Raw genomic sequence first — 20,990 nt, 5'->3', positions numbered from 1 at the left:
TCACAGGGCGATCCTCCAATCCTCCCCAAAAGATTGCGGTATTTGGTCAAAGCAAGCCTCACTAATTGCGATACATGTTTGCAGGAAGCGACCCACACCCGAAACCGCCGAAATGATCTACAGACCCATGATGACGACTAGACCTGCTATCAGTTCAACCTTGCTTGGCTCGGGATCATCTCCGCCCATATCTATGATCCACTCCATGCCGGTGATTGCATAAGAACCGTCAATGAACTGGCTGACACCAAACCCGGTCGTCACAGAAACATTACCTGATTTTGACGGCACGCATCGGAAACACGGCACTCGACATCATCGTTTTTGAAAATTTCTTCTGGCGCACAATCTTAAAAAGTCCAATATTTGAGTGAGAATAATTAACCTGAAGACCGCCAACGGCTACACCTGTCATGTCCAGACGTCACTATAATCTGCCGCCACTCACCACGCTGTCGGCCTTCGAAGCCGCTGCGCGCCATCTAAGCTTCAAGAATGCGGCTGAAGAACTGTCAGTGACGCCGGGCGCGGTCAGTCATCAGATCAAAGCGTTGGAAGGTGATCTTGGCACCGCCTTGTTCCAGCGCAAACACCGGGGGGTCGAACTGACGGAAGACGGCAAAGCGCTGTATGACGCGCTGGCTTCTTCGTTTACCCGCATCTCAAAAACACTGGCAACAATCCGCGACCGTGCCACCGTCGAAAAGGTAACCGTAGGATCAACCACTGCAGTGGCTGCTCTTTGGTTGTCGCCATCGGTAATCCGGTTCTGGCGCGAAATGCCTGAAGTAAATGTTGACCAGCTTTCACAGGATCGACCATTTCGGGATCGACCGGATATCGATTTCTTTATTCGCTACGGCCGGGACGGCAACGGTGACCTGTCGCACACCCCTCTGTTTCGGGATTGCCTGGTCCCCGTCGCCTGCCCAGAGGTGGCGGATCGGTTGGCCGGTGCAAGCCTCGAAGATCTCGCCGCTGAACGACTGATACATCTGGACTCTGAAGACCGCAGCTGGACCACTTGGCCCGAATGGTTTCAACAACTCGGGTACACGGGAACCATTCCGATCGATTCTCGTGTGAACAGCTATTCAGTAGCCCTCCAGCGGGCGCGTAAGGGGGCCGGGCTGGTTCTTGGATGGCAACGCTTGATCCAACCCATGCTGCAATCGGGAAAGCTGGTGGCAATCGGGCCCCATCTCCAGATCGCTCCAAACCAGTTTTATCTGGTTGGCCGCTCGGATGAAGACTTGTCCGAAAGTGCCCGGGCGCTGAAAGATTGGATCATTCAAGAGGTTCAGGACGGTTCGGTTTAGGTGAAATCACCCAGTGATGAGGTTTTCTGATATTGAGTGGATGCCAGCGTATCCGCCAATAGAGACCAAGCAACACCTGCAGGAGAGCCCGATGAACAAGCATACTGCGCTGTCTTCCGTTCTGGTCGATGTGAATGTCGCAAACGGCCTGCCAAACGAACACTATATCGACCCGGCACTTTTCGCCGAAGAGCGTAGATCGGTTTTGTACGCCAACTGGTCCGGGATCGGCTTTGGCAAAGACGTGCCCGAGGAAGGCGATGCCATGCCGGTCGATTTCCTAGGCATGCCTTTACTAATCGTGCGGGATCGGGATGGTGAGGTTGGCGTATTTCAAAATACCTGCCGTCACCGCGGGATGATCCTTGTCGATACCCCTCGCAAGATAAGTGGCGCGATCCGTTGCCCCTATCACAGCTGGTGCTACAGCCTGAAGGGAGAGCTGCGTGCGACGCCACATGTTGGCGGCGCCGGTCACAACACCCATGAGGACGTGGATCGCAAATCTCTGGGCCTTATCCGTATTCGCTCTTATGTCTGGCGGGACGTGGTCTTTGTTAATGTGGACGGCAATGCACCCGAATTCGAAGAGGCGCACGCCACCTTATTGGAACGCTGGAAAGAGTTTGATCAACCAGTACATCACGGCGGTGAGGCCTCTTCGTTCAAGTTGGAGGTCAAGACCAACTGGAAGCTGGCGGTTGAGAACTATTGCGAAAGCTATCACCTGCCCTGGGTGCATCCCGGCCTGAACAGTTATTCGCGACTTGAAGATCACTATAACATCGAAATGCGCGGGCATTATTCCGGTCAAGGCACGCTGGTCTATCGACAACTCACTGACCATGACGGCACCACATTCGCCGATTTCGACGGGCTAAGCGATCAATGGAATGAGGGCGCAGAGTATGTGGCCGTGTATCCAAATGTTCTTTTGGGTGTGCAGCGTGACCATGCCTTTGCCATTGTCCTGGAACCGGTTGATCACGAAAATACCGTTGAGCATATCGAGCTTTATTATGCCAAAAGCATCGAAGACACACCTGAACATGATGGCCTGAGGGCGGCAAACGCCCAGCAATGGAAAACTGTGTTTGAAGAGGATGTGTTCGTTGTTGAAGGGATGCAAAAGGGTCGGCACGGAATGTTGTTCGACGGCGGTCGGTTCTCTCCGGTGATGGATGGTCCGACCCATAATTTCCATCACTGGGTTGCGACGCAGATTGAAAGCGGTCGCGCCGACTGAACCAGCTGTCTGGCCACGCACGACTGGCCAGACGCGACGGAGACCCGATGGAGAGAACAGAACTGGATCGCTTGCTACTTGAGGCGCATGATCATGATGATCCCGCCGCGTTGGTCCGCTATTACACTATTGCAGCAGATGAATGCGAAGCGGTGCAAGATATCGACGCGGCCTGTTTTTACCTGACCCACGCCTTTATATTCGCCCTGGAAGCCGGGGCCTCTGAAACAGATGAATTGAACCACAGACTGGTCGAGTATGGACGTGCATAGTGGTGGGCATCGGAGACTAAGCTTGGTTTATATCTGTTCAATCCCACGTGAAATTTAAACCCGTTGTCTTGGGTTCAGTACTGGTAACACATGACGACAAGACCAAAATTTTGGATGACAGACTCATGAAGACAAATGCACAGGCAGTGGTAATCGGCGGTGGTGTGATTGGGTGCTCGATCCTGTATCACCTGACCAAATCGGGGTGGTCAGACGTGGTGCTGTTGGAACGGGATGAACTGACATCCGGCTCGACCTGGCACGCGGCGGCGAACATCCACGGACTGCATGACAGCACCAATATCAGCCGCATCCAACACTATACGATGACGCTGTACAAAGAGCTTGAGGCTGAAACCGGCCAAAGCTGCGGTGTGTTCCAGCCCGGATCTCTCTATCTGGCCCAGACCGAAGAGCGCGAGCACCAGCTGAGGCTGCAGGCCGCCAAGGCCAAGCTCTACGGTATGAATTTCTATGAGGTCAGCATCGAAGAGGCGCAGAGTCTGAATCCGCTGGTCAACTATGATGGCATCCGCTGTGTCATGTATGAACCCGATGGCGGCAATGTGGACCCCTCGGGGGTTACCAACGCCTATGCGGTTGGCGCGCGCCAGCGCGGGGCCGAAATCCACCGCTTTACCCCGGTCACAGCGACAGATCAGCAAGAAGACGGCACCTGGATCGTGCGTACCCCTAAGGGCGACATTCACACGCCGTGGGTTGTGAATGCGGCCGGTCTGTGGGGCCGCGAAGTGGCAAAGCTGGCCGGGATAGACCTGCCCTTGCAACCGACCGAGCATCAGTATTTCGTCACTGAAACCATGGCGGATGTCGCGGCGCAGGCTACCCGCCTTCCCTCGGTCAGTGACCGCGATGGCGAGTATTACCTGCGGCAGGAAGGCCAAGGCCTTCTGGTCGGAGCCTATGAGAAAGATATGAAATTCTGGGCCGAGGACGGCACCCCTCTGGACTTTGCCCATGATCTGTTCCCCGACGATCTGGAGCGGATCGAAGAGAATATGATGAACGCTATCGAACGCGTGCCTGCCGTGGGCGAGGCCGGGATCAAACGGGTCATCAACGGGCCGATGATCTGGTCTCCGGATGCCAATGTTCTGATAGGGCCTGTGCCCGAGGTCGACGGCTATTTCTGCTGCAATGGTATCATCCCCGGATTTTCGCAATCGGGCGGCATGGGCCTGATGGCGGCGCAGTGGATCATCGAGGGCGAAACCCAATACGACATGTTCGCCTGGGACATGGCGCGGTTCGACACATGGGCCACCAAAGACTTCACCAAGGCCCGCGTACAAGACCAATATGCCCACCGCTTTGCTATCCACTTTCCCAATGAAGAACGCAGCGCCGGGCGCCCTGCCCGCACCCGTCCGATCTATGACAGGCAAAAGGACATGGGCGCGGTCTTTGGTCTGAATGCCGGATGGGAGCACCCCGTTTGGTTCGCCGATGCGCCGGGCGCCAAAGACACCAACGGGTTTACCCGCCAGAACTGGTGGGGGCCGGTGGGCGCAGAATGCCGGATGCTGCGCGATCGGGCGGGGATCATCGACATCTCAAACTTCGCCAAATATGTCTGCTCAGGTCCCGGGGCCGAGGATTGGCTCAATGCCGTATTCGCAAATTCCATGCCGAAATCGGTGGGGCGGTCCTGCCTCACGCCACTGATCTCAAAACGGGGAGGTATTGCCGGCGATTTCACCGTGACCCGCGTGGCCGACGACGAATTCTGGATCATCGGCTCGGGCATGGCCGAGCGCTATCACAAACGGTTCTTCAAACAGGTTCCTCTGCCCGATGGCACCCGTTTCGAAAGCCGCACCGAAGAGAATTGCGGCTTTAACGTGGCTGGCCCGAAATCGCGCGAAATCCTGCAACGGCTTACGAATACCTCGCTCAGCTCCGAGGATTTCCCCTTCATGCGCTCGCAACAGATCGAAATCGCCGGAATTGCGGTCCTGGCGCTGCGTGTCTCCTTCACCGGCGATCTGGGCTGGGAGGTGCATTGCGCCGCGAAAGATCAGCTCCGCCTGTATGAGGCGCTGATCGAGACCGGAAAAGAGTTCGGCGCAGGCCCAGTTGGCAGCCGCGCACTGATGTCGCTGAGGATCGAAAAGGGCTATGGGTCTTGGGGGCGCGAATACAGCCCCGAATACTGGCCACACGAGGTCGGGTTGGACCGGTTGTGCAAATTCGACAAATTGTTCTTGAACAAAGATGCCGCCAAAACTGCCATGACCTCTCCAGCCAGAGAGCAGCTTGTCCTGCTGCATCTGGACGAAGCCGACACCGCAGCTTCGAACGCTGACGCGACCGGAGGCGAACCCATTTTCATGGACGGGCGCGGAATTGGTCGGGTGACATCGGGTGCTTATGGCTATTCCGTGTGTATGTCGCTGGCCTTGGGCTATGTTTCGGGTGCCGAGGCAGGCGATAGGGTCGAGGTCATGGTATTAGGGCGCCCGCATAGGGCAACGATCCTGAAAGAACCGCCCTTTGATCCAACTGGGACGATCTTGCGCGGCTAACCCAGTCCGCATTAGATCCTTCAAGCGAGCTGTGGACATTGGCTTCGGGTTGTGGCGCTATCCGGCCAGTAATCTGATCTGCTCCATCCAGAGGATAGGCTGATGACAATCTTCCTGACTATTGCGCTGTTCATTGCACTGTTTCTTGTTGCGATGAACCTTTGGACACGCAAGCTGACCCGTGACGGCCAGATGCGTGTTCCGCAACCGGGGGAGATCATTCCCGTGCGCGGCGGCGATATCCACTATGTGGAAAAGGGCGACCCTTCCAATCAGACGGTTGTGCTTATTCATGGGCTGGCCGGGCAGTTGCAACATTTCACCTACGCCTTGATGGATAAACTGGCCGAGGATTTTCACGTCATTGCCGTGGATCGCCCCGGTTGCGGATACTCAACTCGTGAGTCGGCAGAGCTTGGGCGGTTGCCCGAACAGGGCCGCATGATACATGAATTTCTAGAGGCAAAGGGGGTCAGCAACCCAATTCTGGTCGGCCATTCGCTGGGTGGCGCGGTTTCTCTGACGATGGCGCTGGATTACCCGGACAAGATCAAAGCGCTGGCCCTGCTAGCTCCGCTTACTCAGGCGATGCCCGGGCCGCCCGCCGTGTTCAAACCGCTTGAAATCCGGACAGCATGGCTGCGCAGTCTGATCGGCAACACGATTGCCGTCCCGCTGGCCGCAAAAACCGCACCGCACACCCTTAGCGCGGCTTTTGCGCCAGAACCCGCGCCCCAAGACTTTCTGGACCGCGCCGGCGGCGCTTTGGGGATGCGTCCATCCGCGTTTATCAGCGCCTCACAGGATGTGATCGGGATTGAACAGAGCATGCCGGCGCAGGTCGCCCGTTATGGCGACCTGAAAGTGCCTGGCTCCATATTGTTTGGAGCACAGGATGCGCTCTTGTCAGCCACGCAACACGGTGAATCAATGCAGGCGTTTGGTCTGAGTTTTGAACAGATCGAAGGGCTGGGCCATATGATCCCCCTGACAGTCCCGGACATCTGCAACAACTTCATTCGCGGCGTGGTACAAAATACAGAACCCAGGGCGACGGTTGTGCCGAATTCGGATTAGTCCCAGCTAAAATATTCCCAACAAAGGCGCCATTTCCCTCTTGACCCTCCCCAACCCCTCCCTTAAATCGCCATTCACTCATGGCGGAGTAGCTCAGTTGGTTAGAGCAGCGGAATCATAATCCGCGTGTCGGGGGTTCAAGTCCCTCCTCCGCTACCAAATTCCCATAACATATCAGTTAGAAACGTGAACTCAGCGTTGCTCTCTCGAACCGCAAACATGGTTTGAGTGGCATTTTGGGTAACAGCAGACGAATTTTGTGTTCAAAAAGAACTGGGAATCGTCACGAAAAAGCGGGAAGCAGCCACACGCCGAAACCAGTCCCATTTCGCTCCAAGAGTTGAGATGCAGGCTCTCAGGGGCACCGGTGTAATCGCTAACTTACCCGCCGGTACCGAAGAAGTTGAGTAGACTTCTTAGTGATCACGACGAAAGCAGCTTTGCACACACAGCCTTTCTTTCTCCATTTACAAATAATAACATTCATTTTATTGATTGTGTATGGATGGAAATACATTTTCTCGCCGCACTTTCTTGTACAGCGCCGCTTGCCTTGGGATGCTTGGTACTCAATCCAGGATCGTGAGAGCCGAGTTGCAACTCGGCCCTTCAGCTCGGATTTCAACCGTATCAGACGGGTACCTGTCATTGCCACCGGAAATGATCTTTGGGTCCATGCCGAAAGAAGAACTCGAGCAGCTTCTGAATCGCAATCGAGTGGACGCAACCAAGTACGAGCCAGAGTGCAACGTGGCGCTCTATCGTGATGGTAAAAACACGGTGTTATTCGATGTCGGAGCTGGGCCGGATTTCATGCCCACGTCTGGCAAACTTATGGAAACTATTGAAACAATCGGCCTGTCGCCCGAAGACGTTTCGCACGTGATTTTCACCCATGCGCACCCGGATCACATCTGGGGCATTTTGGATGACTTCGACGACCTGCTTTTCCCCAACGCGACGCATCACTTTGGCCGTAAAGAGTGGGATTATTGGTGGAACCCTTCAACGGTAGATTCAATAGGAGAAGATCGCGCTGCGTTCGCTGTAGGCGCGAAGCGCCGGATGGCAGAAATTGAGGATCAGGTGGCGTTCTTTGACGACGGACAAGAGATCCTTCCAGGCATTGCCGCCCGTGCAAGCTTTGGGCACACACCCGGCCACATGGCGTTTGAAATCCGCAGCGGCAGTGAATCCGTGATGATTGTCGGCGACGCGTTGGGAAATCCACACGTGGCTTTTGAACGGCCTGATTGGCACAGTGGCACGGATCAGGATCCACAGGCAGCTGCAGCAACTCGTAGTTTGCTGCTAGATCAGATTTCTCGCGAGCAAATGAAGATAATTGGCTTCCACCTGCCGAATGGTGGAATCGGCCGGGTCGAAAAAACTGGCTCTGCGTATAAGTTCATTGGAGAACCAACATGATACGAACGCTTGCGATTGCCTTGGCCTTGGCCGCACCAGCTTGGGCAAGCGAGGAAATTGCAGACCAATATCCGCAAAGCGTGCTGTATTCCAAACCGGTCGAGTATATCCCTGGCGTCTATTCCGCCATTGGCGCAACCGCACCACCAACCTACGAAAACTCTGGTCACAACAACAATCTCAGTTTCATTGTAACCGGTGAAGGTGTGGTCGTCATAAACGGCGGTGCAGCCTATGTCCTTGCCGAAGCGCTTCACAAGGAAATTCAGGCCATCACGGATCAGCCGGTCAGACTTGTCTTCAACGAGAATGGCCAGGGGCACGCGATGCTCGGCAACGCTTACTGGTCAGAACTCGGCATTCCGATCATCGCACATTCAGAAGCAGCGGCTGAATTCGAGGAATATGGCCCGCAAATTCTGCAGGGAATGCAGCGATACAATCAGGACAAGGCAGACGGAACATTCCTGGCTGGCCCAACCGAGACATTCGATGATGAGTACGTGGTTGAGATGGGTGAATTCCGGATTGAGGCAAAGTACCTCGGCCCTGCCCATAGTCCCGGCGATATCTCGATCTGGTTGCCGAACCAAAGCCTTGTCATTGCGGGCGACATGGCGTTTCACGAACGCATGCTGCCAATCTTTCAAGACACCTATACAGCGGATTGGCTTGTAACTTGGGACACCGAATTCGAGGCTTTAGATGCCACTTATGTGATACCGGGACACGGCCATCCTACGAACATGGATCAGGTGCGCCGCTATACACGCGACTACCTGATATATCTGCGCGGCAAGATTCAAGAGCATATGGATGCAGGAGGTGATCTGGCTGAGGCTTACTACGTCGATCAGTCACCTTATGCCAACCTGGACACGTTTGAAGAACTGGCCACGAAAAATGCGGGGCGCGTTTTCGAACAGATGGAATTCGAGTAGCTCAGGAATGTCGCGGAACAGGGATTAGCATCAATAGTCTATGCGTGCTGATCGCCCCGACCCACATGAAAAATACGGCAACCCATGCGGTCAATGACAGGGCGGACCCTCCTGAAAGCCCGGCACCCACCGCGCAACCTCCCGCCAGCATGGCCCCAAACCCCATGAGAACAGCCCCTACGAGGTAGCGTTCCATCGGAGTATCCGAGCCAAATCGTTCGATCCTCCACTCCCCTGCAGTCAAGGCTGAGCCTGCCGCGCCAATTACTACGCCTGGGACAAGGCCGATACCGAAGGACAACACAACGTTTCGACTCGCAACCAACGCCATTAGTGTGTCCGTGGCCGGTCCGGTAAAGGTGACAGAAGACACAGGCACGACTTCAAAAGATGCTTGCGCGATGGCAAATGTTATCAACCAGCCGAGCGCCACAGCCAGGCCAACTCCTGCGGCCGCTATGATCCTTATAGGCGCGACTTTCCGGTGGGACGCAAAGACAATGGCCGACACCAATCCCAACGCTGCAACGGCTGTATAAACCGTTGGCGAGAGCCCAAGTATTTCTGAAAGATCACGCGGCGCGCCTCCTGGGACAGCCCAGATACCAGACAGCAACTCGCGGGCGGGACTAAGAACACCTGTGTAGGCGGCTTGAGCCACTAAGGTCAAAACCAATCCCGTAACCAGGGCGCGCAAATTACCGCAGGAGGCTAATACCAAAAGGCGAGATGCACATCCACGCGCCAGAACCATGCCTGCGCCGAACATCGCTCCACCGATTACCGCGCCGCTCAGGCTACCTGTCGACGCGATTGCACGTGTCTCGGACAGGTCTAGCCACTCAAACGCGATAAGCGCCTGTACCAAGGCGAGCGCAGTGGTGAAGGCGATCAGCCAAACCGCCAAGCGGGGACCTAGCTCGCCTTCGGCGACTTCGACTGCCGACGCTCTTAAACAAAAGTGAGACTTCTGAGCCGTCACGCCGAACAAGATACCGACGAGCACTCCGGCAGATGCCAAGGCACCAGAGTCTCCCAACAGATCGATGAGTCTCTCCATCAACAGAAACTCTCACTTCGTAACGTGTGCATCCTTGTCTTCGGTCAAGTTGTCATTGCGCGACCATTGGCCTGCGCGCCAACTGGCATTGCGTCCACAACTCACCCAATGCAGATACCAGTCGATCCACGTCTTCAGTAGAATGCACCGGCGACGGTGTAATCCGTAGACGCTCCGTTCCCTTGGGAACGGTTGGATAGTTGATCGGCTGGATGTAAATTCCATAGTCACGCATCAGTACATCAGAGATGAAGCGACACTTAACCGGATCGCCGACCATGACCGGAATGATGTGACTTGGGTTCGGAGTATGGGGAATACTCAGTTCGTCCAGCCTGCCTCGAACTTCGCGCACTCGCTGCTGGTGCAGATATCGTTCCGCATTGCTTTGCTTCAGGTGCCGAACCGAGGCTGCCGCACCTGCAGCTACGGCCGGAGGCAATGCAGTGGTAAAGATAAACCCGCTGGCAAAGGACCGGACGAAGTCCACAAGCTCTTTCGACGCCGCGATGTATCCACCGACGACACCGAAGGCTTTGCCTAATGTCCCCTCGATAACGGTTAGGCGATCCATCAGGCCTTCACGTTCGGCGATGCCACCGCCGCGCGGTCCATAAAGCCCTACGGCGTGAACCTCATCCAAATAGGTCATCGCGCCATAGCGATCCGCCAGATCACAGATCTCGGCAACTGGCGCTATATCACCATCCATGGAATAGACGCTTTCGAACGCAATGAGCTTTGGTGCGTTGGCTGGTATGTCAGCAAGCTGCCTTTCAAGGTCTGCAATGTCATTGTGCTTCCAGATCCGCTTTTGACAACGGCTGTGGCGAATTCCCTCAATCATCGAGGCATGGTTCAACTCGTCTGACAGTACGGTGATACCAGGAATGCGGGAGGCCAAAGTTCCCAAAGCCGCCCAGTTTGAGACGTAGCCGGACGTAAATAGCAATGCCGCCTCTTTGCAGTGCAAGTCGGCAAGTTCCTGTTCCAGCAAAACGTGCTCGTGAGTGGTTCCAGAGATATTCCGCGTACCACCCGCCCCGGCACCACACTCATCAATCGCATGGTGCATTGCTGCAAGAATGCAGGGGTGTTGACCCATGCCAAGATAATCATTTGAGCACCAGACAGTGACTTTTTCGGGACCGTCTTCTGCGTAATTGCGCGCGGTCGGGAATGCACCGCACTGCCTTCCGAGATCCGCAAAGACCCTATAGTTCCCTTCCTCTTGAAGCTGGTCCAGTTGATCACGAAAAAACTGCTGATAGTTCATTTCAATTCCCTACGGCCTCTTCGACGATCTCGGATAACAGGGTCTGAACCTTTTGCATTGGCCCGTCAGGGTAGCCTCGATATCCCACCATCACGCCACTGTCGTCCTCGGCTACAAAAATCCCGTAGGGGCAGAAGCCGATATTCATAGGGTCGGCTTCCATCACCTCGCGCGAAATTTTTGCCGAGCAGAAAATGAAGATGTCTGCGGCCGCAAATATCTGCTTGTCACTGCCGACATCAGCGCCCGTGCGATTCAACATGTCGCCTACGTGGCTTACATGGTCGATGACCAGTCCCTGTCCGACAATCGCGGACTCGACGGCGAAGGTTGCATCATCAAAACTGCCGTCAAATGGGGCGGTGATGATCTCTTCCGCAAAGGCATGGCTCACCAGAACAGTGGAAAACGCGGCTACAGCGATAAAGTGTTTCATGATTTTAATCCTCCTCTTGAGCCGCATCTTCTCAGATTGCTCATCAGGGTCTTTGACACCAGTCAAAGCCCCTGAATACCTTAACCGAACATGTCTGAAGTGATACCAGCGTACCAACCCAGCGACTCTTCATAAGTTGCTTTTCTCAAGTCCGCATCTTCGCCGGTCTGGCTGATAAAGCCGTCCACTTTGGCAATCTTTTCGGGAGTCGCTTCGTAAGTTGCGCCAACCTTGACGCCATCATCGGTGTCGATGAGCGACCAGCACGTGTTGGAGAACTTGGCCGGAAACACTTTGGACCCGGTCAACGCACCTCGCACGGCATTCGCACAGACTTTCGCCTGACTGTTGGCCGAGAAGCCGGATTTGGGCATGTCACCCTGTTGGCTGGCGTCACCAAGAACGTAGATATCCAGGTCGGCTTTGGAGGACATATCCGCGGCGTTCACGGGTGCCCAGTTGCCATCGGTCACCCCTGCCATTTCCGCAATGCGTCCGGCTTTCATCGCTGGGATCACGTTGCAGACATCGACCTTGGTTTCTTCGCCGTCGATAGTAACGGTCATTGCATCCGGGTTTACGGCGACATTGCCGCCGCCGAAATCTTCGCCGATCCAGTCAACCATTCCTTCGTAGTGGTTGGCCCATCCCTCTTGGAACAATGACATCTTGGAAAACTTCGGTTTCGGGTCAGCAACGATGATCTTTGCTGTCGGGTTGTTCGCCTTAAGAACATGCGCAACCATTGAAACCCGCTCATACGGTCCGGGCGGGCAACGGTACGGATTCGGTGGCGCGACCATTGCAAATGTACCGCCTTCGGGCATTGCCATGATCTGCGCCTTGAGAAGCTCGGTCTGAGATCCAGCCTTGTACGCATGCGGCATTTTATTTTGCGCCGAGACGTCCCAGCCCTCGACCGCACCATCAACAAAGTCGATACCCGGGCTCAGGATCAGCTTGTCATATGGAACAGACCCGCCACCTGCCAAGGACACCGTCTTGGCATCGCGATCCACCCCTGTGGCCCAATCATGCACCACGTTGATGCCGTAGTTCGCGGCAAGCGTGCCATAGCTGTGGGCAATGTCCGAAAGCTCCTGAAACCCTCCCAGATACAGGTTTGAGAAGAAACAGGTGTAATAGGTCCGCGACGGCTCGATCAACGTTACGTCGATCTCACCCCTGCTGTCTTTTGCGATGTAGCGCGCAGCAGTTGCACCGCCTGCACCGCCGCCGACAATTACCACACGTGGTTTGCCTTGCGCCAACACCATCGGTGCCGATAAACCGGCTGCTACCACCCCGGCGGCTCCAAGAAATACTCGTCTATTTAGCGTCATCGCGTTTCCTCCTCTTGGACACAGTCACTATGGATTATTGAAGTAGGCAGCCAATGCCGCGATCTCGTCATTGCTCAGCCGTCCGGCAATCATTCGCATGACCGGGTGTGGCCGCTGTTTGTCTTTATATGCGTGCATGGCGACCACGAAGTCTTCGTCAGGCCAGTACACGATCGAGGGAATGCCCTCATCGCCTCCGTCGATCTGATGGCACGTTGTACATTCGCTGCTGAGATATGCGCCGTACTCAGGATCTCCTTGAATCGCCAAGATCGCGGGGTCGATAGAATGATCCGTGCCCTTCGCCGTCGGGTCCGCTTCTGGGATGTCCTGAGGATTGTCGGAAAAATCCCGCAAATAGGCGATCACGTTGGCGCGGTCTTCCGGGTCTTTCAGGCCACCAAAACTCATCCTGGTGCCTGACGCGAATGCACGTGGGTTTTCGATGTACGCAGACAGTGTGTCAGCGTGCCACTCCAGACCCGAGCTACCCGCGCGCGCAAGGCTTTTGGAATAGCTAAAGCCATCCAGACCAGCTGCCCTGCGCCCAAAAATCCCATTCAGATGCGGACCGATTTTGTTTTCGGCCCCCTTTCCAACCTGATGACAGCCTTTGCATTTGGCAAACACAGCTTTCCCTGCCTCAGCATCGCCAAGGTCTTCTGCAGCGTAGGTCGATGAAGCAGTAGCCCCAAAGAACGCGGCACAGACAAGCGCGTTCGACAAACGCATCGTCAACTTCCAAACGTCTTAAGATAGATGATCAAAGCTTCGATATCGTCCTGTTTTCTGAGACCTGCAAAAGACATCCTTGTGCCTTTCATGTATTCCTTGGGCTTCGTAAGAAAGGCAGTCATTTCTTCATCGGTCCAGACTAGTCCTGCCTCCGCAGACGCCTGCATCGCTTTGGAGTATTTGAAGCCCTCGACCGATCCAGCATTAGCTCCGATTACCCCGTTCAGAGCAGGCCCAGTGCTGTGCTTTGCACCTTCACCAATTTGATGGCAGGATTTACACTTCTTAAAGACTTTCTCTCCGGCAGCAGCCAGTTCTGTAACCTCGTCTGTCACTTCGGTTTCTTGAGCGGCCGGTATGACTGCGGCCTCTTCATCAGGCTTTGGCGCTGCAGTTGGAATGAACGAGGGGCCTTTCGCCGAAAACGCCGGCAACTCATCCGGGCTGGCATTATTCATGACCGAGTTCGAACCACCCTCCGCGGGAGTCTCAACCAGAAAAACAGAACGCATCGTGACGGCGGCCTCTGCCTTGCAGTTCTCCATGCAAGGCTCTTCGCGCCATTCAGTGTATTCGGTCTCGGGTCGTACATCGACTACGAAACCGTCCATATTGTACATTTTGAACTCGGCGAAGTTTTCGTTGTTTAGCTCGAAATCGTCATCCACCAAATCATTGGAGTAGAGGATGTATGCGACAATTGCGTAGGTCTCATCCGCTGTCAGCGTGCCCGCTTCACCAAAGGGCATTGAGCGGGAAATGTAATCCCAGGCAGTCGACAAATGTGGCCAATATGACCCAACGGTTTTTACAGGATCTTCGTCTGCAAGCGTGTCAAACCCACCGGCCAGAACAGGCCAGTTATCTGCACCTTCGGCAAATTCACCGTGGCACGACGCACAGCGGGCCACAAACACCTCTTCTCCGGTCCAGACGTCGCCTGAACCTACGGGTAGGCCACGCCCATCAGGCAAGACATCAACGTCCCAGGCCGCGATCTCTTCCTTCAGTGCCGACCGCCCAAGCCCAAGGCTACTCTCACGGATGGGCGCGGATGCGGTCAAGTTCGCACCATTGGCGACCCGTTCTGCCGCCGCTGCCTGGATTTCTTCGACTTTGATCTCCAGTTCGGCTGCTCGTTTGGATTCTGCTTCCGCATTCCCCTGGGCAACTGCTGCATGCGCCTCAACCTGCCCTATCCGGGTTTCCAATGTCTCTATCTTCGAGTGGCCGTAGTTCCGGTTCGCGAAAGACACAGCTACCGCAAGCACCAACGCCGTACCGCCAAATACGGGCAGGAAAACATGACTAAGAGACTTCAACATTCTCGGCGATCCCTTCTGCGCTCACGTACCAAGTCTGGATACAGTTGTTGTGGTAGACCGAGTTTTCTCCGCGTTTTTCACGCAACTGGTCTTTGGTTGGTTGCACATAACCGGTCTCGTCTATCGCCCGGGCCTGCAAGAGCATTGGCGTCCCGTCCCAGTTCGTATCGAGATAGAAACGTGTAAGAGCCTTGGTGTCGCCCTGCTTACCAAGACGCGCTGTCTCCCATGTGATTCCACCGTCCTTTGACACATCGACCCGTGTAATTTGTCCGTGGCCTGACCAGGCAAGCCCGGAAATGACCAGCGGACCCGGTCCGTGTTTGATCGGCATTTGCGGGCTGGGTGAGGTGATGACAGATTTAGCATCCATCACCCAAGTCCATTTCTGGGCCGTGCCATCGACGTAAACATCGGTGTATTTTGATGTTTCTTCGCGGCTTTCGACCGCCATATCAACAACCTCGATCCGGCGCAGCCACTTGACCCACATGTTGCCTTCCCAACCCGGCACCACGAGACGCACAGGGTACCCATGCTCCATCCGCAGCGCTTCGCCATTCGCCTTGAATGCAACCAACACGTCATCCAGCGCTTTTTCCATCGGGATAGAGCGGCCATTGGACGACGCATCTGCGCCCTCAACATAGACCCATTTGTCAGGTGAGATGTCGGCACCTGCTTCCTGCAACAGCGCGCGCAGCGGAACACCGGTGTATTCCATGTTGTGAATCATACCATGAGTAAATTGGACGCCGTTAAGTTGCGCACCGGCCCACTCCATACCCGTGTTCGCCGCACATTCGCAGAAATACACGTGGTTTTCGCGCGGGAACCGCTCAATGTCTTCGTATGTAAAGACAAGCGGGCGATCAACCAGCCCGTTGATCATCAGGCGGTAGTCCTCCTTGCGCAGCTCGATCGCGCCTGAATGGTGACGCTCAAAGGCGCATCCCTGCGGAGTGATCGTGCCATCGAGCGCGTGGATCGGCGTGAAGTTGATCGACGAAATCGGAGAGGCGGTCAGCCATTCCACATTGCGGCGCACGACATGGGATTCAAAGCTGATCGGCATGCCATAAGGCGTCTCATCAACACCTGCCCCCGTATAAGATGCCCAATCCTGAAGCTCTGTTATCAGTGGGTCGGGTGTTTCTGCCGCTGCCGCACCTGCAACGGATCCTGCGGCGACCGCGGCACTGCCTTTCAGGAAGGCCCGGCGGGACGGTTTGAACGCGTCATCCATATCTCTTAGGTCTCCATCGGTTTCTTAAGCGCCGATTACTTCGACACTGGTGTTCTCTTGCACCGTTACGGTGCCAAGGTTGCGAACATGGTTTTCGACGACATCCCAAATCGGCGGGCCCTCGGTGCCTTCGTTGACGCTGGCCCAACCGGCCACGACATAGGACTTGGCCGGGTCGATCGCCTCACCGGTTTTCAACAGCGTCATGTCGCTGATCCTCTGCCCCTGCGGCTTGGTTACGTCGATCCGATAGCCCAGCCCGCCAACGCGGACCATGTCGCCACCCTGCTGGTAATAGGGGTCGGGATTGAACAGATTGTCGCCGACATCTTCCAGGATGACATGGATGAACTCCCCGGTCATTTCTGTGCGATAGGCGTTCGGATAGGACATCGAGGTGACGTTCCAAATATCCTCGCGCGTTATTTCCTGTCCCGGAAGGATTGACGGCCCCCAACGGACGCCGGGCGACATTGCGATATCTGCCTCACGCTCATTGATCAGAGCATCGCAGATCAGGTCATCCCAAGTGCCGTTGAAATTGCCGCGGCGGTACAGCAACGAGTCCGTTTTGCCGATAACCTCACTCAGCGCCGCCTCATAAGGCGCGCGCTGATCATTTATCAGAGCAGTGATCGCAGGATCTGGTGCAATAACATCAGAGAAAATCGGGATAAGCTTGTGCTTTAGCCCCAACATCTGCCCATCCCGCACGTCGAGATCCACACGGCTGACGAATTTGCCGTTCGATCCAGAGGCGATGATATGCGTTTTACCCACCAGAACCGGCTCGGGCAGCGCGTCATGGGTGTGGCCACTGAGGATAACGTCTATCCCCAGAACACGACCCGCCATCTTCTTATCCACATCAAAGCCGTTATGGCTTAGAACAACAACGACATCGGCGCCGGCATCGCGAACTTCGTCCACCATTGCCTGCATGTTCTCATCCCGGATCCCAAACGAGTATTCGGGGAACATCCATCCCGGATTTGCAATCGGCATGTAAGGGAAGGCCTGTCCGATCACCGCAATCTTGGAACCGCCCCGATCAAAGAACTTGTAGGGCTTGAACATCTCTGCGGGCTCATCCCATTCCGCATCAAAAATGTTCTGCCCCAAGGCGGCAAAAGGCAAACCTTCGACAATCTCATTGACCCGGTCACTGCCCAACGTGAACTCCCAATGGAAAGTCATCGCATCGGGTTTCAGCGCATTCATGACGTTGACCATGTCCTGACCGGCCGTCTGATAGCAGGTGTAAGAACCGTGCCAAGTATCACCCCCGTCAAGAAGCAACGCATCAGGACGGTCCGCTCGAATGGCGTTGATGACAGTTGAGACCCGATCCAAGCCACCCACCCGACCGTAGGTCTTGGCCAGTGACTCAAAATCGGTGTAGGTCAGCGCATAGGCCGACGGGCTTCCATCTTCTATCCCGTATGCCTTGCGGAACGCGGCGCCAGTAACATGCGGCATCTGTCCTCTTGCATCGCCAATACCAAGATTGACTTCGGGTTCACGGAAATAAATTGGTTTGAGTTGCGCGTGAATGTCGGTGACATGAATCAGGCTGATATTGCCAAAGTTCTCGAACTCTAGCAGTTGATCCTGCGTTAGACTTTGCTGCGCAGCAAGTCTGGCCCAGTTGCCAAACCCGGACGCTCCGAACAGAGCCGAGGCCGCCATTGAAACCTGCAAGAAGTCACGTCGAGAAATCATCTATCAACTTTCCTATTACACATATAAATGTGTGAATGTTATATAAGTGAAAAACCCGCTCCGGGCATTGCCCAAGCGGGTCATTCGTTATTGACGTACAGCTGGGGTTTCGACTGAAAGCCCGTTGCCACGCGAAGCGACATAGAGCTCCAGTGCCCGGAACTCGTCCGACCCTTCGGCAAAGGTTTCCGCACGCGTATCGCGAATACAACCGCGGAACCGATTGTGGCGCGAGATCAGTTTGGCCTGCTTCAAACGATAGGTAGGGAATCCATTTATCATACCCTGGCTCAGGTGATCCGCTCGGATCATATTGCCCCAGTTTTCTTCATGACAGTTGGCGCAGCTCAGTTCCAACTGACCGTAGCGGGTATAATAGATTTCCTTGCCCTCTTCCCAGAATGGCGCGGCATCACCATCAATAGCAACGTTCATGGGCATCCCGCGTGACTGCAGACCGATCAATGCGACCATACCCTGCATGTCACCACCAGACCATTTCCAGGCATCGGCCTCCATGCGATCGGTACGGCACTTGTTGATCAGATCTTCCATAACCACCAGCTCGCCGCTTTCAGCATCGACCTTGGGCATGGACGCCTGCAATCCTTTGAAGCTTTCCACTCCATCATGGCACGAGGCACAACTTTCACCTGCAGCACCATCAACTGCCTCATAGAGGTCGGCTGCCTGATCGACGAAGATCATTGCCGGATTGTCAAAATCATCAATCTGCAGTGCCTGAGTTTCATCTGTGCGGAAATGCCAACCCGAATAGATCGTGTCCAAATTCTCCAGATGCGCCGAGGCCTCGGTGACCGAGGTCATATTCAGCTCGTCATTGATCACAAGATTATCTTCGTCCGGTCCAGCCATTGCTGCCATTGGGAAAGCCAGAACAGCCGCGATCGCCGTAAGTGCCTTGGTATTCATTACGTTCCTCCCTTGGTGGGCCAGCGCCAGAAATCACAACCAGCGCTAGCCTTCCTTAGTGGTCGAGCCGTCAGGCGATCTCGATCGTTTTCTTCTCGTCGTAAACTGAGCCATCATCATCGTACCAGGTGAAGACAAACTCACCGGCCTCGGGCACGGTTGCTTCGAACTGGAAGTACGGATTTGTCGAAATCGCAGGCTCCATAGTCACATCAATCACCATTTCACCGTTAAACTCGCAGGTGAAACGGTTGATGATCGAGCGCGGGATGACGTTGCCTTCTTTATCCTTGCGCTGGCCGCTTTCCATCTTGTGGCTGATCAGAGTCTTGATCGTAACAGCTTCGCCAGCAGCGGCTGTCTTTGGAACCTTGACGCGGGGCTTTACACCGGATGCCATTGGTTAATCTCCTGTTCTTCAGGGCGCGTGGCGATTAACCGCCGCAACCGCCGATTGTCACTTTTACGGTCGCGGACGCTTTGGCAAAACTGCCATCTGCCATCTTCGCCACAGCAATGACATCCTGCGTTCCGGCAAGACGGATGCGGGTTGAAGCGGCTTGTTCAGCAGCCAGCGGGCCGAAATTGAACGTTGCCACGCCCGGTTCGGGGTTGCCTGCGGCCACGATCAGAATTGCAGCTGCGCCCGGAGCACTGACTTCGATTGGTACGGTGTTTCCGTTTTCCGCGATTTCCGGTGCCGTCAGTGTAACACCGCCATCAGCCACATCTGCCCCGCCTGAAAATGCGGAGATCGCATCTTCAGCAGCTGCATTCGCTCGTAGCGGCATAATTGTCAGGAACGCGGCGCCCAGCCCAAGGGCCAGAGTCTCGCGGCGAGAGAGTTCCATTTTCAATCTCCTTTGAATCTTCGAAAAGCCACGCCAGAAGGCGAGATTATTCCTCTTTCAGTGTCGCTAGAAACGCGACCACGTCCTCAATTTCCTGTGCAGTCAGGATCGTCGTTAGAGGCGCCGTTGGCGCTTTGCCCGTATAGGCATCGCCTGGCCGGATATAACCGTCATCCTTGTAGAACGCCGGCATTACCGTGCCTTCGAACGTCATTTTTGCGTTTGCGACTAAACCGCGAAGCTCTGCTTCGGTCCAACGATCACCGGCGCCATCCAGCATCGGGCCAACCTCACCATGGAACGGAATGTCCGCCAAAGCTGAGACCGCGTGGCATGCCACGCAATTGCCTTTGGACTTGTCGCCAACGATGAGTGCACCGTTTGCCGCGTCACCATTAACATCGGTCAGAGAGACCTCGATTGCACCATAGTCGTCATAGGGTACGTCTTTCGGACTTGTCTCTTCGGCAAATGCGGCAACGCCCATCATAGCGGATGCCAGTGTTAAGAGTCTCAGCTTCATGATCCCTCCCATTTGCTACCGCGCCTGTGGCGCTTTGCGACCCAAAGACTTTGTGCACCGTAGTCGACGAACATGGTTCATCGCAACATCAAATTCATCATAATGAATTTTTTTATCTGTAACGTCCAATCTCACTCCTGCGAAATATTGTTTCGCTCCTGAATGCGCCGCGCGTGATACCTTTGGAAATCTTCGCCATTATCAAGTTCATATCGCTTCTGATCGACCCAGGTGAAAAGGTCTAAGGTTGTTCCCTTGGAGAATGCTCCCGGCATTACAGCAACGGCAGCATCGATGGCTGAGGCAGCCTCGGGCACCTCTTCCGGCAGAAAAACAAGCGTTGGGGTAAACAGAATCCCCCATTTGCGCATCAGCGCTCTTTGCTCACTCTCTTCTCCGTCAAAATCAGTGGCCGTGGTGCTTCCATGCAAATCCAGCTGGACGACAAAAAAGTTCTCTTCGATAAACGCCGCCAGGTCGGGCTGCGGGAAAACCTCTTCGTGCATCTTTTTACAGTAGATGCAGCCCCGTTGTTCAATGAACAAAACCAACCGCTTACCTTCACCTGACGCCTCTTCAAGATCCTCGCGAAGATCTTTGAACGTATCACGCATCCACGGTGTTTTATGCAATCCATCGTCGCCCAGATCAGCAGCAGAGACTGCAGCCCCTATCATGCATGCGATCAAAACTGACAAAGTGCGTTTCATG

At 55.0% G+C, this 20,990-nt stretch carries 20 protein-coding genes, 1 tRNA gene and 1 pseudogene; 8 read left to right on the top strand and 14 right to left on the bottom strand.

The window, feature by feature from the left end; genetic code table 11:
• Positions 1–120: 120 nt before the first annotated feature.
• Positions 121–270: pseudogene (locus AC2FLG_RS12185) on the bottom strand (BCCT family transporter); the annotation flags it as partial.
• Positions 271–413: 143 nt separating this feature from the next.
• Here AC2FLG_RS12185 and AC2FLG_RS12180 point away from each other — a divergent pair.
• From AC2FLG_RS12180 to AC2FLG_RS12145, 8 genes are all read left to right on the top strand, one after another.
• The gene (locus AC2FLG_RS12180; protein WP_282021563.1) at positions 414–1,319 is read left to right on the top strand and encodes a LysR substrate-binding domain-containing protein; all 906 of its coding nucleotides are present in this window, start codon (positions 414–416) and stop codon (positions 1,317–1,319) included.
• A gap of 91 nt (positions 1,320–1,410) precedes the next feature.
• On the top strand, positions 1,411–2,565 hold the full coding sequence (locus tag AC2FLG_RS12175; protein ID WP_496700689.1) for an aromatic ring-hydroxylating oxygenase subunit alpha: 1,155 nt from the start codon (positions 1,411–1,413) through the stop codon (positions 2,563–2,565).
• A gap of 47 nt (positions 2,566–2,612) precedes the next feature.
• Positions 2,613–2,837 (top strand): hypothetical protein, encoded by a 225-nt coding sequence (locus AC2FLG_RS12170; protein ID WP_496706369.1) that lies wholly within the window; start codon positions 2,613–2,615, stop codon positions 2,835–2,837.
• A 125-nt stretch (positions 2,838–2,962) separates the two neighbouring features.
• A complete protein-coding gene (locus AC2FLG_RS12165; RefSeq protein ID WP_496706367.1) occupies positions 2,963–5,383 on the top strand; it encodes a GcvT family protein in 2,421 nt (806 codons plus the stop codon).
• Positions 5,384–5,485: 102 nt separating this feature from the next.
• Positions 5,486–6,460: an alpha/beta fold hydrolase gene (locus tag AC2FLG_RS12160; protein ID WP_496706365.1), complete on the top strand. Its 975-nt coding sequence runs from the start codon at positions 5,486–5,488 to the stop codon at positions 6,458–6,460.
• 82 nt (positions 6,461–6,542) lie between these two features.
• Positions 6,543–6,619 (top strand) — tRNA-Met (locus tag AC2FLG_RS12155).
• A gap of 516 nt (positions 6,620–7,135) precedes the next feature.
• A complete protein-coding gene (locus tag AC2FLG_RS12150; RefSeq protein WP_496706364.1) occupies positions 7,136–7,888 on the top strand; it encodes an MBL fold metallo-hydrolase in 753 nt (250 codons plus the stop codon).
• Positions 7,885–8,829 carry an MBL fold metallo-hydrolase gene (locus tag AC2FLG_RS12145; protein ID WP_496706363.1) on the top strand — a complete coding sequence of 315 codons (945 nt, stop codon included), beginning with the start codon at positions 7,885–7,887 and terminating at the stop codon, positions 8,827–8,829. The genes AC2FLG_RS12150 and AC2FLG_RS12145 overlap by 4 nt, the downstream gene beginning before the upstream one ends.
• A 1-nt stretch (position 8,830) precedes the next feature.
• Here AC2FLG_RS12145 and AC2FLG_RS12140 read toward each other — a convergent pair whose 3' ends face one another.
• The 13 genes from AC2FLG_RS12140 to AC2FLG_RS12080 form a co-directional block, all read right to left on the bottom strand.
• Positions 8,831–9,889 carry a YeeE/YedE family protein gene (locus tag AC2FLG_RS12140; RefSeq protein ID WP_496706361.1) on the bottom strand — a complete coding sequence of 353 codons (1,059 nt, stop codon included), beginning with the start codon at positions 9,887–9,889 and terminating at the stop codon, positions 8,831–8,833.
• A 52-nt stretch (positions 9,890–9,941) separates the two neighbouring features.
• A complete protein-coding gene (hemA, locus tag AC2FLG_RS12135) occupies positions 9,942–11,165 on the bottom strand; it encodes a 5-aminolevulinate synthase (protein WP_496706359.1) in 1,224 nt (407 codons plus the stop codon).
• 1 nt (position 11,166) lies between these two features.
• Positions 11,167–11,601, bottom strand: a complete 435-nt coding sequence (locus AC2FLG_RS12130; protein WP_142635862.1) for a DUF302 domain-containing protein — start codon at positions 11,599–11,601, stop codon at positions 11,167–11,169.
• An 80-nt stretch (positions 11,602–11,681) separates the two neighbouring features.
• Positions 11,682–12,944, bottom strand: a complete 1,263-nt coding sequence (locus AC2FLG_RS12125) for an NAD(P)/FAD-dependent oxidoreductase (RefSeq protein WP_281972435.1) — start codon at positions 12,942–12,944, stop codon at positions 11,682–11,684.
• A gap of 27 nt (positions 12,945–12,971) precedes the next feature.
• Positions 12,972–13,676, bottom strand: a complete 705-nt coding sequence (locus tag AC2FLG_RS12120; protein ID WP_496700701.1) for a c-type cytochrome — start codon at positions 13,674–13,676, stop codon at positions 12,972–12,974.
• Between the two features lie 2 nt (positions 13,677–13,678).
• Positions 13,679–15,004 (bottom strand): c-type cytochrome, encoded by a 1,326-nt coding sequence (locus AC2FLG_RS12115; protein ID WP_271948168.1) that lies wholly within the window; start codon positions 15,002–15,004, stop codon positions 13,679–13,681.
• A complete protein-coding gene (gene soxC / locus AC2FLG_RS12110) occupies positions 14,988–16,250 on the bottom strand; it encodes a sulfite dehydrogenase (RefSeq protein ID WP_496706357.1) in 1,263 nt (420 codons plus the stop codon). The genes AC2FLG_RS12115 and soxC overlap by 17 nt, the downstream gene beginning before the upstream one ends.
• A 24-nt stretch (positions 16,251–16,274) precedes the next feature.
• Positions 16,275–17,972, bottom strand: coding sequence for a thiosulfohydrolase SoxB (soxB, locus tag AC2FLG_RS12105; protein WP_496706355.1), 1,698 nt, complete (start codon positions 17,970–17,972; stop codon positions 16,275–16,277).
• 87 nt (positions 17,973–18,059) lie between these two features.
• A complete protein-coding gene (gene soxA / locus AC2FLG_RS12100) occupies positions 18,060–18,905 on the bottom strand; it encodes a sulfur oxidation c-type cytochrome SoxA (RefSeq protein ID WP_496706353.1) in 846 nt (281 codons plus the stop codon).
• A 70-nt stretch (positions 18,906–18,975) separates the two neighbouring features.
• A complete protein-coding gene (soxZ, locus tag AC2FLG_RS12095) occupies positions 18,976–19,305 on the bottom strand; it encodes a thiosulfate oxidation carrier complex protein SoxZ (RefSeq protein ID WP_142635848.1) in 330 nt (109 codons plus the stop codon).
• 34 nt (positions 19,306–19,339) lie between these two features.
• Positions 19,340–19,756 carry a thiosulfate oxidation carrier protein SoxY gene (gene soxY / locus AC2FLG_RS12090; RefSeq protein ID WP_142635846.1) on the bottom strand — a complete coding sequence of 139 codons (417 nt, stop codon included), beginning with the start codon at positions 19,754–19,756 and terminating at the stop codon, positions 19,340–19,342.
• A 46-nt stretch (positions 19,757–19,802) separates the two neighbouring features.
• Entirely contained in the window at positions 19,803–20,279 is a 477-nt protein-coding gene (gene soxX, locus AC2FLG_RS12085) for a sulfur oxidation c-type cytochrome SoxX (protein ID WP_142635844.1), read from the bottom strand.
• Positions 20,280–20,410: 131 nt separating this feature from the next.
• The gene (locus AC2FLG_RS12080; protein WP_496688793.1) at positions 20,411–20,989 is read right to left on the bottom strand and encodes a thioredoxin family protein; all 579 of its coding nucleotides are present in this window, start codon (positions 20,987–20,989) and stop codon (positions 20,411–20,413) included.
• Position 20,990 lies beyond the last annotated feature (1 nt).

The sequence above is a fragment of the Ruegeria sp. CDSA193 genome, from assembly GCF_059611885.1.
The sequence above is the reverse complement of the archived record's forward strand: the minus strand, read 5'-3'. Positions and strand labels throughout refer to the sequence as shown.

Bases quoted from the DNA above. Each gene is read 5' to 3' on its own strand.
- AC2FLG_RS12130 (WP_142635862.1), bottom strand. From the start codon at position 11,601: ATGAAACACTTTATCGCTGTAGCCGCGTTTTCCACTGTTCTGGTGAGC.
- AC2FLG_RS12175 (WP_496700689.1), top strand. From the start codon at position 1,411: ATGAACAAGCATACTGCGCTGTCTTCCGTTCTGGTCGATGTGAATGTC.
- soxX (WP_142635844.1), bottom strand. From the start codon at position 20,279: ATGAAGCTGAGACTCTTAACACTGGCATCCGCTATGATGGGCGTTGCC.
- AC2FLG_RS12140 (WP_496706361.1), bottom strand. From the start codon at position 9,889: ATGGAGAGACTCATCGATCTGTTGGGAGACTCTGGTGCCTTGGCATCT.
- soxB (WP_496706355.1), bottom strand. From the start codon at position 17,972: ATGATTTCTCGACGTGACTTCTTGCAGGTTTCAATGGCGGCCTCGGCT.
- AC2FLG_RS12080 (WP_496688793.1), bottom strand. From the start codon at position 20,989: ATGAAACGCACTTTGTCAGTTTTGATCGCATGCATGATAGGGGCTGCA.
- hemA (WP_496706359.1), bottom strand. From the start codon at position 11,165: ATGAACTATCAGCAGTTTTTTCGTGATCAACTGGACCAGCTTCAAGAG.
- soxC (WP_496706357.1), bottom strand. From the start codon at position 16,250: ATGGATGACGCGTTCAAACCGTCCCGCCGGGCCTTCCTGAAAGGCAGT.
- AC2FLG_RS12180 (WP_282021563.1), top strand. From the start codon at position 414: ATGTCCAGACGTCACTATAATCTGCCGCCACTCACCACGCTGTCGGCC.
- soxZ (WP_142635848.1), bottom strand. From the start codon at position 19,305: ATGGCATCCGGTGTAAAGCCCCGCGTCAAGGTTCCAAAGACAGCCGCT.
- AC2FLG_RS12165 (WP_496706367.1), top strand. From the start codon at position 2,963: ATGAAGACAAATGCACAGGCAGTGGTAATCGGCGGTGGTGTGATTGGG.
- AC2FLG_RS12120 (WP_496700701.1), bottom strand. From the start codon at position 13,676: ATGCGTTTGTCGAACGCGCTTGTCTGTGCCGCGTTCTTTGGGGCTACT.
- AC2FLG_RS12160 (WP_496706365.1), top strand. From the start codon at position 5,486: ATGACAATCTTCCTGACTATTGCGCTGTTCATTGCACTGTTTCTTGTT.
- AC2FLG_RS12170 (WP_496706369.1), top strand. From the start codon at position 2,613: ATGGAGAGAACAGAACTGGATCGCTTGCTACTTGAGGCGCATGATCAT.
- soxY (WP_142635846.1), bottom strand. From the start codon at position 19,756: ATGGAACTCTCTCGCCGCGAGACTCTGGCCCTTGGGCTGGGCGCCGCG.
- AC2FLG_RS12125 (WP_281972435.1), bottom strand. From the start codon at position 12,944: ATGACGCTAAATAGACGAGTATTTCTTGGAGCCGCCGGGGTGGTAGCA.
- soxA (WP_496706353.1), bottom strand. From the start codon at position 18,905: ATGAATACCAAGGCACTTACGGCGATCGCGGCTGTTCTGGCTTTCCCA.
- AC2FLG_RS12145 (WP_496706363.1), top strand. From the start codon at position 7,885: ATGATACGAACGCTTGCGATTGCCTTGGCCTTGGCCGCACCAGCTTGG.
- AC2FLG_RS12150 (WP_496706364.1), top strand. From the start codon at position 7,136: ATGCCGAAAGAAGAACTCGAGCAGCTTCTGAATCGCAATCGAGTGGAC.
- AC2FLG_RS12115 (WP_271948168.1), bottom strand. From the start codon at position 15,004: ATGTTGAAGTCTCTTAGTCATGTTTTCCTGCCCGTATTTGGCGGTACG.